General features: G+C 34.4%; 13 protein-coding genes. 8 read left to right on the forward strand and 5 right to left on the reverse strand.

Annotated elements, in window-relative coordinates; all coding sequences use genetic code 11:
• The first annotated feature begins 176 nt into the window (after positions 1-176).
• From ABIQ27_RS07380 to ABIQ27_RS07400, 5 genes are all read left to right on the forward strand, one after another.
• On the forward strand, positions 177-2975 hold the full coding sequence (locus ABIQ27_RS07380) for a TonB-dependent receptor (RefSeq protein ID WP_348033159.1): 2799 nt from the start codon (positions 177-179) through the stop codon (positions 2973-2975).
• A 183-nt stretch (positions 2976-3158) separates the two neighbouring features.
• Entirely contained in the window at positions 3159-4355 is a 1197-nt protein-coding gene (locus tag ABIQ27_RS07385; RefSeq protein WP_348033160.1) for a hypothetical protein, read from the forward strand.
• Positions 4356-4472: 117 nt separating this feature from the next.
• Positions 4473-4781 (forward strand): T9SS type A sorting domain-containing protein, encoded by a 309-nt coding sequence (locus tag ABIQ27_RS07390; RefSeq protein WP_348033161.1) that lies wholly within the window; start codon positions 4473-4475, stop codon positions 4779-4781.
• A 105-nt stretch (positions 4782-4886) separates the two neighbouring features.
• Positions 4887-5888 carry a T9SS type A sorting domain-containing protein gene (locus tag ABIQ27_RS07395; protein ID WP_348033162.1) on the forward strand — a complete coding sequence of 334 codons (1002 nt, stop codon included), beginning with the start codon at positions 4887-4889 and terminating at the stop codon, positions 5886-5888.
• 79 nt (positions 5889-5967) lie between these two features.
• Positions 5968-6948 carry an acyl transferase gene (locus tag ABIQ27_RS07400; RefSeq protein WP_348033163.1) on the forward strand — a complete coding sequence of 327 codons (981 nt, stop codon included), beginning with the start codon at positions 5968-5970 and terminating at the stop codon, positions 6946-6948.
• On the opposite strand, the gene tyrS is transcribed toward ABIQ27_RS07400, so the two are convergent.
• The gene (gene tyrS / locus ABIQ27_RS07405) at positions 6941-8242 is read right to left on the reverse strand and encodes a tyrosine--tRNA ligase (protein WP_348033164.1); all 1302 of its coding nucleotides are present in this window, start codon (positions 8240-8242) and stop codon (positions 6941-6943) included. The two genes, ABIQ27_RS07400 and tyrS, sit on opposite strands and share 8 nt — an antisense overlap.
• Positions 8243-8442: 200 nt before the next feature.
• Between tyrS and ABIQ27_RS07410 the strand changes: the two genes are divergently transcribed.
• Complete coding sequence (locus ABIQ27_RS07410; RefSeq protein ID WP_348033165.1) at positions 8443-9438, forward strand: NAD-dependent epimerase/dehydratase family protein; 996 nt, start codon at positions 8443-8445, stop codon at positions 9436-9438.
• Here ABIQ27_RS07410 and ABIQ27_RS07415 read toward each other — a convergent pair whose 3' ends face one another.
• From ABIQ27_RS07415 to ABIQ27_RS07425, 3 genes are read right to left on the reverse strand one after another with little or no spacing between them, the layout of a single operon-like run.
• The gene (locus tag ABIQ27_RS07415; protein WP_348033166.1) at positions 9439-9846 is read right to left on the reverse strand and encodes a DUF4296 domain-containing protein; all 408 of its coding nucleotides are present in this window, start codon (positions 9844-9846) and stop codon (positions 9439-9441) included.
• A 10-nt stretch (positions 9847-9856) separates the two neighbouring features.
• The gene (locus tag ABIQ27_RS07420; protein ID WP_348033167.1) at positions 9857-11197 is read right to left on the reverse strand and encodes a dihydroorotase; all 1341 of its coding nucleotides are present in this window, start codon (positions 11195-11197) and stop codon (positions 9857-9859) included.
• A 1-nt stretch (position 11198) separates the two neighbouring features.
• Positions 11199-11924, reverse strand: coding sequence for a polyprenol monophosphomannose synthase (locus ABIQ27_RS07425; RefSeq protein WP_348033168.1), 726 nt, complete (start codon positions 11922-11924; stop codon positions 11199-11201).
• 109 nt (positions 11925-12033) lie between these two features.
• Between ABIQ27_RS07425 and ABIQ27_RS07430 the strand changes: the two genes are divergently transcribed.
• Together ABIQ27_RS07430 and ABIQ27_RS07435 are read left to right on the forward strand one after the other, a co-directional pair.
• Entirely contained in the window at positions 12034-12708 is a 675-nt protein-coding gene (locus tag ABIQ27_RS07430; protein WP_348033169.1) for a DUF4271 domain-containing protein, read from the forward strand.
• Between the two features lie 10 nt (positions 12709-12718).
• Complete coding sequence (locus ABIQ27_RS07435) at positions 12719-13468, forward strand: uroporphyrinogen-III synthase (RefSeq protein WP_348033171.1); 750 nt, start codon at positions 12719-12721, stop codon at positions 13466-13468.
• Between the two features lie 76 nt (positions 13469-13544).
• Here ABIQ27_RS07435 and ABIQ27_RS07440 read toward each other — a convergent pair.
• The coding region (locus ABIQ27_RS07440; protein ID WP_348033170.1) for a phosphoenolpyruvate carboxykinase (ATP) at positions 13545-13941 on the reverse strand (397 nt) is incomplete at its 5' end.

Consider the following 13941-nt stretch of genomic DNA (forward strand, 5'->3'; position numbering starts at 1 on the left):
TTTTGTCGATGTAAATGTAAAGATAATACAAAATGAATTGATAAATGAAACCTGACTTAACGGTAATTTAATCTGTTAACGATTTGGTAATAATAAAAGAACAAAATGGTAATACTAGAGTAACACGACCTTTACATTGCGGTGGTTTCTTTGCATCAAAATTAAACACAACTAAAATGAAATTTAAATTAATTGTTATCTTTTTATTAATAACCGTTCTTGGTTTTGCACAAAACAAAGGAACTATTACAGGAACTTTAACGGATAAAGATTTAAATAATGAAACGCTTCCTTTTGCAAATGTGGTAATAAAAGGCACTACAATTGGAGTAACAACAGATGAAACCGGAAAATATACGATTAATGTTGATGCCGGAAGTTATACCATTCAATTTAGCTTTTTGGGTTATGAAACTATCGAAGAGAAGGTTGAAGTAAAAGCCGGAGAAACTGTTACTCTAGACAAAGCATTAGGTTCGGGAAGTTATCAGTTAAAAGATGTCGTGATTCAAAATACGGTAAGCAGAGAAAAAGAAACCGCTTTGTTATTGGAACAGAAAAAAGCAGTCGAAATCAAGCAAAGTATCGGCGCACAGGAAATGGCGAGAAAAGGCGTGAGTGATGTAGAAGAAGGTTTGACAAAGATTACCGGTATTACTAAAGTTGGTTCAAGAGGTTTATTTGTCCGTGGTTTGGAAGACCGATACAATAACTTACTGATTAATGATTTGGCCGCTCCAACGAATAATCCGTTCAAAAAAATCATTCCGTTGGATTTATTTCCAACAGATATTGTAGGTGTTATTGATGTTTACAAAACGTTCAATCCAAATATTTATGGCGATTTTGCTGGTGGAACTTTTAACATTGCGACTTCAAAAGGAACAAAAAGCATTACCAAAATCAGTATCGGGACAAACTTCACTACCGATAATAATATGAAAGACTTCTTGATTTCTAAAGATGCTGATGGAAGCAGAGGTTTCTTTGGCCTGACCGGAGACGAAAGAGCTTTGCCGGGATTATTAGGAGGAAAACCAGCCAGTTATACTTTTACGCCAGACCAAGCGTTGCAATCTTTCAAAAGTGGATTTGATGTTACAAAAACTAAAGCGCCTTTGAACATGAGTTTTGGTGTTTTGCATTCGGAGAAATTCAAATTAAAGAATGAAGCTAGTTTTTCATATTTGTTCTCGCTAAACTTTGATAACAATTATAGTTTCAGAACTGGTGTAGAAAGAAACTTCAATAACAATTCAACCGGCTTTGTTTACAGAAGCGATTTCATCAATACAGAATATCGTTATAAAACTTCAACCTCATCGTTGATTGGTTTAAATTATTCATCAGACAGGATAAAATTGACATGGAATAATTTTTATTTAAGAACAACCGAAAACCTGATTAAAGACCAATTTGGTTACGCTGATTTAACAGCTAACGAAAACAAAACCTTAATCAGAACTAACCAATTGGACCAATCGGATTATTTCAATTCACAATTATTGGGAGAATATGCTTTGACAAAAGATAAAAATCAAAACATTAAAGCTGGCGGTTCATTTGCCAAAACATCTTACCAACAACCAGACAGGAAATTCTTTTCGGGAACTTTGGATGGTGATAACATCATAACTTCTATTGCCGGAAACAATTTCATCAAACAATATTTAGATATTAAAAGCGATATTTATTTATCCGGAATGTTGGAATACAGCCTGAAATTTGGCGGTCAGGAAAAGAAAAACAAATTGGCTGTTGGTTATAACGGAAGTGCTTCATTGATGCAATCTTCATATCGTTTTATAACGCCGATAAACAATTTTGCGCCAAACAGTTTTACGGTTCCGGTAAACGCTTTGGATACTCAGTTGAATGAATATTTAAGTCAAAATGCTTTTAGTTTCAGAGAAAGTTCTAATGCAACTTACAAAGCAAAATTAATGGAATTGGCCAATTGTGGTTATGCTAATGTCTTATTCAAATTTGCCGAAAAATGGGAAATAAACGGAGGAATAAGAGCTGAAAATACTGAAAGAGAAACTAAATACAGACAACAAGGTTCTTTTGACCAGCCGTTTGAAATAATCAACAGGAACAAATTATATATTTTGCCATCTGTAAATGCAAAATATGTGGTTACCGAGAAAGCCAACATTCGTTTTGCCGCGAGTCAAACCTATACCAGACCTGTTGTTATGGAAGCGTATCCGATTGAATACATCAACGCTGATGGAACTTCAACAAAAGGAAATCCGTTTTTAGAAAATAGTGATAACTACAATGTTGATTTAAAATATGAATTGTTTCCAACAGCAAAAGAAATGTTAGCAGTTGGTATTTTTGGAAAATCAATTAAGAACCCTATCGAGAGAACCTTTATTGCCAATGCTGCGAATTCGACAATCACCACTTATCTGAATTCAGACAAAGCAAATATTTACGGTTTGGAATTAGAATTCCTGTTAGATTTTGCCAGAATCAACAAAAATCTATCGGCTTTTTCATTTGGATTCAATACTTCATTAATGCAAACTAATGTTGATGTAAAACCAGTAACAGTAAATTCTGACGGAAGTGTTACCAATTCAATTGAAACGCATAAATCAAGAGAATTGCAAGGTGCTTCAAAATGGTTAATAAATTCAGATTTGAAATACCAGTTTAATTTTAATGAGAAATGGAGTAATACGGTTTCATTAGTATATTCTGTATTCGGGAAAAGAATTTATGCAGTTGGAACTGGTGGATTAGATCACATTTACGAGCTGCCGGTTAGTCAGTTGGATTTAGTTTGGAGCAGTAAATTGTCAGATCATTTTGATTTGAAATTCTCAGCTGATAATTTGTTAAACCCAGACCGAAAATTTGAACAAGGAGAAGATGGAACTTCTCCAATTGCTGAACCTTCTAACTTAATTAGCAATTACAAAAAAGGTGTTGGTTTTTCTTTAAATCTGAGTTACACGTTTTAAAAATACTATTCCTGCATTCAAAAGCCGCTCGTTTAAGGCGGCTTTTGTGTTACTTAAATATTATGCTCTTAACAATTAATCTACTTTTTAATAGACGAATCGTAACGCTATTATAATATTTAGATAACATCTTTTTTTTCTCACGAATTTATCTTTGTAACAGAAAATTAAACAACAAAACTCATGAAAAAATTAATTCTAAGCTTAGCAATTTTAGCTTCAACTTTCACTGCATGTACAAGTAGTGATGACAATTCAAGTGCACAACCAGTTACTGGTGAAATTACAGGCCCAATAACTGTTGACAAATCATATCCTTTAGGAACTTATACCTTAAAAGGAATTGTAAAAATCAATGCTGGCGTAACTGTTACTTTTGATGCTGGTTCAACAATTACTGCTGACAAAACAACCGGTGACAATGCCTTAGTAGTTTTGAATGGCGGAAAACTTATCGTGAATGGGACTTCTGCTTTGCCCGTTGTATTTACTGAAAAATCAGGAATTCCTGGTTCTTGGGGTGGAATTATAATGTATGGTGATGCTCCAATAAAAGCTATTGGTGGTGTTACTACTTCAACTTCTGAAGATGGAAATGCTTTATCATATGGCGGAACAAACCCAACTCACAATGGTGGTTCATTAAACTATGTTCGGGTAGAATATGCTGGTGCTAAATTGGCAGACGGAACAAAAGAAAATAACGGATTTACTTTTTATTCTTGTGGTTCAGGAACAACATTAGATCACTTAGTTTCTTATAAAGGTGCTGATGATGGTTATGAATTTTTTGGTGGAACCGTAAGCATGACAAATGCTATTTCTTACGGAAATTATGATGATGCTTTTGACTGGCAAGACGGATGGCAGGGTCAAAACAATTCTAATTGGTATGCACTACAAGTTACTAAAGGAAACTTTGGAATGGAGATAGAATGTTCAAATAACAACAATGATTTTTGGCCAAAAGTTACCAATATCACTTTAAAAAGAGCTGCGGGTTGTACACCTGAAGTAGCTGGTGATGTTCAGGTAGACGCTATCCAATTCAAAAAAGAAGCAAACGGTGACTTTAGCAATATTGTAATTGATGGGTACACTTCTTATACAGAAGGCGCAACAACTTATCAAGGTGCTGCTATTAAAATTCAGGATGCTTCGACAAATACCAATCAGGTGAATGGTTCAAAAATTAATTTAACGAATGTTAAAATTACTAACACTTCAGTTGATATTTTAGGAGCAAGTATTGGTACACCGCCAACACCAATATCAGTTGTTTTCCCTGTTGGAAAATACACTCCAAATGCTGCTGCCACTGGAGCTTCATTAACTACAGGTGCATGGTCAACAGTTGGCGGAATTAATTTGATACAATAAAAAATAATCATAATAAATACTAAAACATCCTGAAAAACTCAGGATGTTTTTTTTTGGTATGCTATTTGAAATAAGTTTGAAAAAAAATTATATATTTGTACTAACCAAATTGAAGTCATGGCAAAAAAATACTTTATATTAATCGCGCTCTTTATGTTTTCGCTTGCAGGCTTTGCCCAAGAGGGAAAGCAACCTAGTGAAGGTTTAGGATTTTATCCAAATCCGGTGAGTAATGGCAAAATATACATTACTTCAAAAACTTCTTTGGATAAAGAAATTTCAGTATTTGATGTGTTGGGGAAAAAAGTTTTACAAACTACTGTTTCTTCTCGTGAGTTAAATATTGCATCTATTCCGCCTGGTGTTTATATCATAAAAATTACTGAAGGTGATACTACTGCCACTAGAAAACTAATTGTCAGATAGTTGTACTTTCTGAAAATTAATCTTTTTTTAATCATTTTTTTACATTCTTTTTTTATATAAATAAAATTTGTCCTTATATTTGTAAGCTAATAAATTTATAAAAATATGAAAAAACTTTACACTTTATCATTGTCTTTATTGACAATATCCCTTTCACTTGCTCAGGCTTCTGATCCGTTTATGTCCGCAGCTGGTACTGCATTAAACGCAAGTGGCTGGTCAACACATAGTGGAACTGCTGGTCAACTATTGATTACAGCTGGTTCGCTTAGTTACACTGGATTAACTTCCCAAGGTAACAAAACTCAACTTGTAGCAGGTAATGGAGAAGATGTAAATCTTGCTTCTGCAGCACCATTAACTGGTGTAGCTTATTATTCTGCTTTAATTAATTTGCCAAATGCTGACGGATTAGCTTTAAACACTGATGCTATTGGTAATTACTTTTTAATGACTAGCGCAACAGTTAGTCCAGCAACTGTAACTGTTTTCAATGGTAGAATATATATTAGAGCTGGTGCAACTGCCGGAACTTTTAACTTAGGAATTTTGAATGGATCTGGTGGAACAGCTGCTCCATCATGGATTGCTGCAGATTATACAACAGCAACAACTTATTTCGTTGTTGTGAAATTTGATTTCACAACTAATACTGCAAGTTTATGGGTAAACCCTGCAATTGGCGGAGCTGAAACAGCTGCAACTGCAACAAATGTAACAGGAACAACTGTAGCTCCTGCTCAAATTGCTGGTATTGCAATTAGAGAAGCTGGAACTGCTACTGCTGGAACTGGTAATATAGAAGTTGATGAAATTAGATTAGGTTCTACATGGGCTTATGTAACTTCTGATGTATTAAGAACTAATCAAAATGCAATTACTGGTTTAAGAGTATATCCAAACCCAGTTACAAACGGAACACTGTTTATCGAAACTTCTGCTAATGCTGAAAAAACAGTAACTGTTTTTGATGTACTAGGTAAAAAAGTTTTAAGCACTTCTACAAATGATAATGCAATTAATGTAGGATCACTTAATGTTGGTGTTTACATCGTTCAAATTACTGAAGAAGGAAAAACTGCTTCAAGAAAATTAGTTATTAGATAATTAGTATCCAATATATCAAAAAGCTCTAACGAAAGTTAGGGCTTTTTTTATTTTCATTACTTTTGCACAAAATTATTCCTTGATAAATACACAAGACATATTTACTATTTCTTCTCAAAAGCAATTTGAAAAAATAGCTTTGAAGGTTTTTCGTTTTCAATACGAAAACAACTTGGTGTATCAGGAGTTTTGTGATTTTCTGAAAGTGGACAAACAAGCTGTAAAATCACTACAGCAAATTCCGTTTCTGCCAATTCAGTTTTTTAAGAATCATGATATAGTTTCGAATTCGGATGCAATTCAGGAAACGTTTACAAGCAGCGGAACAACTGGAATGATTACCAGTAAACATTTGATTACAGATGTTTCGTTATACGAACAAAGCTATCGAAATGCATTTTCTGAATTTTATGGAAACATTGAAGATTATGTAGTTTTGGCTTTACTTCCATCCTATTTGGAGCGCAGTGGTTCGTCATTAATTTATATGGCGAAAGATTTGATTGACCATACGAACAATGAACATAGCGGCTTTTATTTGCGTAATTATGATGAGCTGATTGCCAAACTGGTTGAACTTGATAATGCTGGTCAAAATGTGATTCTGATTGGTGTGACATATGCTTTATTGGATTTAGTTGAAAAGCAAAATTTCCAACTAAAAAATACCATCATCATGGAAACCGGTGGCATGAAAGGCAAACGCAAAGAAATGATTCGGGAAGAATTGCACGAAATTCTTTGTGCTGGTTTTGGAGTTCAAAATATCCATTCTGAATACGGAATGACAGAACTTTTATCTCAAGCATATTCTTTGGGTAACGGAATTTTCGAATGCCCGGCCTGGATGCAAATCCAAATTCGCGATACCGAAGACGCTATGACTTATGTAAGCAACGGAAAAACTGGCGGAATAAACGTAATTGATTTGGCAAATATCAATTCGTGTTCTTTTATTGCCACGCAGGATTTGGGCAAAAAACAGCCCAACAATTCATTCGAAGTATTGGGACGTTTTGATAATTCTGATATTCGTGGTTGTAATCTGATGGTTATTTAACTCGTATCACAAAATAATTTTTCTTTCCACGTTGCAGCAATACAAATTGATTGTTAATCAAATCTTTTGATGTCAACTGAAATTCTTCGTTTACTTTTTCTTTGTTTACCGAAATCGAATTCTCTGTTAAAGCGCGTCTCGCTTCACCATTCGATTTTAAAAACCCTGATTTCTCATTCAGCACATCAACAATATTGATTCCGTTTATGATGTCATCTCTTGAGATTTCAGCTTGCGGAACACCGTCAAAAACCTCCAAAAATGTTGTTTCATCCAATTGCTTCAAATCATCTGCAGTTGCATTTCCAAACAAAATATTCGAAGCCTGAATTGCTTTTTCTAATTCTGCTTTTCCGTGGACTAATATTGTTATTTCTTCTGCTAATTTTCTTTGCAAAACTCTCAAATGTGCAGCTTCTTTATGTTCAGCAATCAAGTTGTCTATAGCGTCTTTATCCAGGAATGTAAAAATCTTAATATATTTCTCTGAGTCTTCATCCGAAGTATTCAACCAGAATTGATAAAATTTATAAACTGAAGTCTTATCTGCGTCAAGCCAAATATTTCCACCTTCAGATTTTCCAAATTTTGAACCATCAGCTTTCGTAATCAACGGAGTTGTCAACGCAAAAGCTTTAGCTTCTGTATTTGGATTCATTCTGCGAACCAACTCTGTTCCGGTTGTGATATTCCCCCATTGGTCTGAACCGCCCATTTGCAATACACAATTGTAATGCTTGTGCAAATGATAAAAATCATAACCTTGTATCAATTGATAGGTAAACTCAGTAAAAGACATTCCATCGCCAGCTTCACCCGATAAACGTTTCTTCACTGAATCTTTAGCCATCATATAATTAACGGTGATTCGTTTTCCAACTTCACGTGCAAAATCGATAAACGAAAATGACTTCATCCAATCGTAATTATTGACCATAACCGGTGCATTAGCTTCTGCCGAATTAAAATCTAAAAACCGTGATAACACACTTTTGATTCCAGCGACATTCTTAGCCAACTGCTCTTCAGTAAGCAAATTACGCTCATCCGATTTTCCCGAAGGATCTCCAATCATTCCGGTAGCGCCACCAACCAAAGCAATCGGTTTGTGTCCAAAGTTTTTCAAATGCAATAATAAAATGATTTGCACCATGCTCCCAATATGCAACGAATCAGCCGTTGGATCAAACCCAATATAAGCGCTCGTGACTTCCTTAAGCAGTTGTTCTTCGGTTCCAGGCATGCTGTCGTGATACAATTCACGCCATTTTAATTCTTCAACTAAATTCTTCATCTTTATAAATTCTTGAGCGCAAATATAAGTAGATTTGGGAATTTTTGAAGCGAATGGTCTGGGATTTATCAGCAATCCATATTCCTGCTTTCCGCTCTACTTCGGTGCCGCTGCAATCAGGGCTAAAAGATTATCCATTTGTTTATTTGCAAAGTCAAAATAATTCGTAAATCCTAAATCGTAATTCGTAATTTCGCATTATGATATTAGTAACAGGCGGAACTGGTTTGGTTGGAGCACATTTACTGCTGAATTTGGCAGAAAATGAAGTTGCTATTCGAGCAATCTACAGGCAAACCGATGCTATCGAAAAAACAAAATCGCTTTTTCAATTATACCAAAAAGAGCATTTATTTTCCAGGATTGATTGGGTTCAGGCCGATGTTATTGATGTTTTTTCACTGACAACCGCTTTCAGGGATATCGATTACGTTTATCATTGTGCCGGTTTAATATCATACGACCCAAATGATGAAGATTTACTCCGAAAAGTAAATATTGAAGGCACTGCAAACATTGTTAATTTTTGCGTTGAATTCAAAATAAAAAAATTATGTCACGTAAGTTCTATAGCCGCTTTAGGAAATTTAGCTCCAAATGAAAACCAAATCACCGAAGAAACCGAATGGAATCCGGAATCACTGCACAGCGATTATGCGATTTCAAAACATGGTGCAGAAATGGAGATTTGGCGTGGACAACAGGAAGGTTTGGATGTAGTTGTTGTAAATCCGGGAGTAATTTTTGGAGCTGGTTTCTGGAATCAGGGAAGTGGATTATTTTTCAGCTCTATAAAAAATGGATTTCCATTTTACACCAATGGTTCTACAGGATATGTTGGCGTTACCGATGTGGTGAAAATCATGATTCAATTAATGAAAAGCGACATAATCAGCGAACGATTTACAGTTGTTGCTGAAAACCTGACTTTCAAAGAAGTTATTTTTTCAATTGCTGAAAAGCTAAAAGCAAAGAAACCTACTATTGAAGCTAAACCCTGGATGACAGCTTTAGCCTGGCGTTTGGATTGGTTGGTTTCTATGATTTTCAGAACCAAAAGAAAACTGTCCAAATACAGCGCGAACTCACTGCATTCTTCTGATTTTATTTCTAATAAGAAAATAAAAAATGCTTTGAATTTTGAATTCCAAAGCATTGATAGTGTTATTAAAGAAGTTGTTTCTTTGCAAAAGTAATTATTGTACCTGAGGCGTATCCGAATTTAAAGTGCTGTTCGGATTTGGCGGCACAACCTGACCGTTTTTCTTCATTTTCTCGTCTATTTTCAACGTAGCTGTACTCAGTCTCTCTTTAACTTTCTCAAACATTTTTTTGTATTCCTCAAGATCGGAAGCATAATATTTATTGCTTTTCACAAACTGAACGCTGTCTATTTTATATTTTTTATAAATATAATCGTTCCCCATTTTCACCGTTATGCCTCCATTGATATTTTGCGTTTTAATAGCTTCCAATAAAGATATGTCATATAGAATATCGACCATTTTATCTTTACCAATAAGGTTCTTAGGCTTTTCAACTGAGTTGTTATTGCAACTGATAACCGAAAACATACAACAAACTATGATTATAATTTTCTTCATTTCTATGATTTTATCTGTCAAAAAGCAAACGCTTTCCAACTGGAATATCTTTGACTTTAAAATTTTGATAAACCAATTGACCATTTACAAATGTATGTGTAATTCTTGATTTAAAATTATATCCGTCAAATGGTGACCATCCGCATTTGGCAAGTATATTTTCTTTCTTGACATTCCATGGCAGACTTGGATTTACAATCACTAAATCGGCATAAAATCCTTCTTTGACAAAACCACGTTTTTCAATTTTGAAAATCTTCGCCGGATTGTGGCACATCTTTTCTACAATCTTTTCTACTGAAATCTTTCCCTGATGATTGGCTTCAAACATTGCCACCACAGCGTGTTGAACTAATGGTCCGCCAGACGGTGCTTTTAAATACGATTGTTGTTTTTCTTCCAATGTATGAGGCGCATGATCGGTTGCGATAACATCAATTCTGTCATCGAGCAACGCTTCCCACAAAGCCGTTCTGTCTTCAGCAGTTTTTATGGCCGGATTCCACTTGATAAGATTGCCTTTGGTTTTATAATCTTCATCCGAAAACCAAAGATGGTGCACACAAACTTCGGCAGTGATTTGCTTTTCTTCCAACGGAATTTTATTGGTAAACAGTTCCATTTCTTTTGCTGTTGAAAGATGGAAAATGTGCAATCTTGCTCCCGTTTTTTTAGCTAAGGCAATCGCTTTGGAAGACGAAATATAGCATGCTTCAGCACTTCTAATCAAATGATGGAATTCTACCGGAATATCTTCTCCAAACTGAAGTTTATATCTTTCTAAATTGTTTTTAATAGTCGCTTCATCTTCGCAATGAACGGCAATCAACATCTTTGTACTTGAAAATATTTTTTCTAATGCTTCTTGATTATCGACCAACATATTCCCTGTTGACGAACCCAGAAACAATTTAATTCCGGCAACATTCTTTGGGTTTGTTTTTAGAATTTCTTCTAAATTATCGTTGGTTCCGCCCATCATAAATGAATAATTGGCATACGATGTTTTTGCGGCTATTTTATATTTTTCTTCTAAGATTTCCTGGGTAACTGCGTTTGGAACTGTATTCGGTTGTTCAATATATGAAGTAATTCCGCCGGCAACAGCAGCCCGACTTTCTGAAGCGATATCACCTTTGTGAGTCAAGCCAGGTTCGCGAAAATGCACCTGATCATCAATAGCGCCCGGAATAAGATAACTTCCTTCGGCATCAATAATTTTACAACTGGAATGTTTTGGGCTAATGCTTTCGGCGATTTCAACAATAAATTCGTTTTCAATCAAAACATCGCCTTCAAAAATAATTCCTTCGTTTACAATTTTGGCATTTTTAATTAAAACGGTATTCATTTTATAATTGATTTAAAAACTTCTTAAACCTTAAAGAAATAACTCCAAAAATAGCTTCCTTAATAATAGAACCGCTCATCTTGGATTGTCCTTTTGTTCTGTCTGTAAAGATGACCGGAACTTCCTGTATATTAAAATTTTTGGCGAAAGCCCTGTATTTCATTTCAATTTGAAAAGCGTAGCCAATGAATTTTATTTTATCTAAATCTATTTTTTCCAGGACTTCTCTGTGATAACAAATAAATCCGGCTGTCGCATCCATGATTTTCATTCCGGTGATCATTCGGACATAAACAGAAGCGAAATAGGAAAGCAACACTCTGCTTAAAGGCCAATTGACAACATTTACTCCAGTGACATATCGGGAACCGATGGCTAAATCAGCACCGTTAAAATGACAAGCTTCAAGCAGCCTTTCTAAATCATTTGGGTTGTGTGAAAAATCGGCATCCATCTCGAATATGTATTCGTAATGATGCTTCAATGCCCATTTAAATCCGTGCACATAAGCAGTTCCTAAACCTGATTTTTTCTTTCTGACTGATAAAAATAATTTGCCCTGAAATTCGCTTTGCAATTCCATGACTTTATCAGCTGTTTTATCGGGTGAATTATCATCAACTACAAGAATATGAAAGGTTTTATGTAACGAAAACACAGCTCGAATAATACTTTCGATGTTTTCAATTTCATTATAGGTTGGAATAATTACAATACCGTCGTTCATAGTAAGTGCCGTCAAACTTCGATGCAAAAATAAACTTTTTATCAGAGCACCATCTTAATAATTATATAATAATTTTAAGAAATAAAAAATTACTAATTTTGTAGTGATTATGATAGAAATTGTTTTACAGCCAAGAATTTTAGAACCTAAAGATTGGGCAACTTGTTTGTTTGTTTTTTCTTTTGTTTTAATCGCAATTACCAAGACTGCATTTGAAACACGGTTTAGTGAATTTCTAAGGATTTTGGTTTCTGATAAATATATAAAAGTATACAAAGACACGTCTCACCTGATGAGTGGTTTTACTATATTGTTGTTTATTGTTCAAATTATTTCGTTTTCATTTTTTATTCAATTGGTGCTCAATTATCTTGGGTATGTTTCGAAAACGGATTGGGTAATTTTTCTTCGGGTTTTTACATTTTTTGGAATCTTTGTGCTTTCAAAATTTTTGATAGAAAAAATTGTAGCAACCATTTTTAACATTGAAGAATTTGCAGAGCAATTCAATTTACAGAAAGTTAGTTACCGAACTTTTGTCGGATTGATTTTACTGCCGGTGAATATTTACCTGTTTTATAACAATACTCCATCAAATATTCTGATTTATTGCACAATTGCTGTGATTTTAATAATTAATTTGTTTTCTTACCTCATTTCTTTGAAGATTTATCAAAACTTACTCATCGGGAAGTTGTTTTATTTTATTTTGTATCTTTGCGCACTTGAAATAGCGCCCTACTATTTTATATATTATTTGATTACAAAAAATTTAGCTCATTAGAATGTCCAATTTGAAAGTGAAAACAATTCTGGTGTCACAGCCAGAACCAAAAGTAGAGAATTCCCCTTATTTTGAATTACAGCAAAAGCATAAGGTAAAGATTGATTTCAGATCATTTATACATGTAGAAGGTGTAAGCGCTAAGGATATCAGAGCTCAAAAAATAGACCTAAATAACTTTACGGCAATCATATTAAACAGCAGAAATTCTGTCGATCATTTTTTTAGAGTGGCCGAAGAAATGCGTTATAAAGTTCCCGAAGATTTAAAATATTTTTGCCAATCTGAAGCGATTGCTTTTTATCTGCAAAAGTATGTGGTTTACAGAAAACGTAAAATCTATGTTGGTCAAAAAGACTTTGTTGATTTATCTCCATTAATCAAAAAATACAAAGACGAAAAATTTCTTTTACCCGCTTCTGACCAGCTAAATTTTGATGTTCCGCAAACATTGAACGCTTTAAAAGTAGATTGGACACAAGCAACTTTTTATAAAACGGTAATGAGTGATTTGTCTGATTTGGCAGATGTTTATTATGATGTTTTGGCTTTTTTCAGCCCAACAGGAATAAAATCATTATTTAAAAACTTTCCTGATTTCCAACAAAACAATACGCGTATTGCTGTTTTTGGAAGTACTACTCAAAAAGAAGCTTTGGAACACGGATTGCGTATCGATATTTTGGCGCCAACGCCAGAAACTCCATCCATGACAATGGCTCTGGAAAAATATATAGCCGACGCGAACAAAGGAAAATAAAACAAATTTTACAGTATAAAAAAAGCCATTCTCAATTAAGTGAATGGCTTTTTTCCTTTTGGTTAGGTTTGTTTTCTTATAGTTGCGGACCAGCTTTTACTAAGCTTTGACCTTCTGTATTGTCTGTGTATTGCTCAAAATTCTTAATGAAAAGTGAGGCTAAATTAGTGGCTTTTGAATTCCAATCTGAAACATTTTCATAAGTATCTCTTGGATCTAATATTGTAGCATTTACATCATGTAAAGATGTTGGAACTTCAAGATTAAATACAGGAACCATTTTGGTTTCCGCTTTTTCGATAGAACCATCAAGGATTGCGTCAATAATAGCACGCGTATCTTTTATAGAAATACGTTTTCCCGTTCCGTTCCAACCGGTATTTACCATATAAGCTTTCGCCTGGTTTTGTTCCATTTTTTTAACCAATTCTTCTCCGTATTTCGTTGGATGCAATGATAAAAATGCTTTTCCG

This window comes from Flavobacterium sp., assembly GCF_039916025.1.
Classification (GTDB): Bacteria; Bacteroidota; Bacteroidia; order Flavobacteriales; family Flavobacteriaceae; genus Flavobacterium.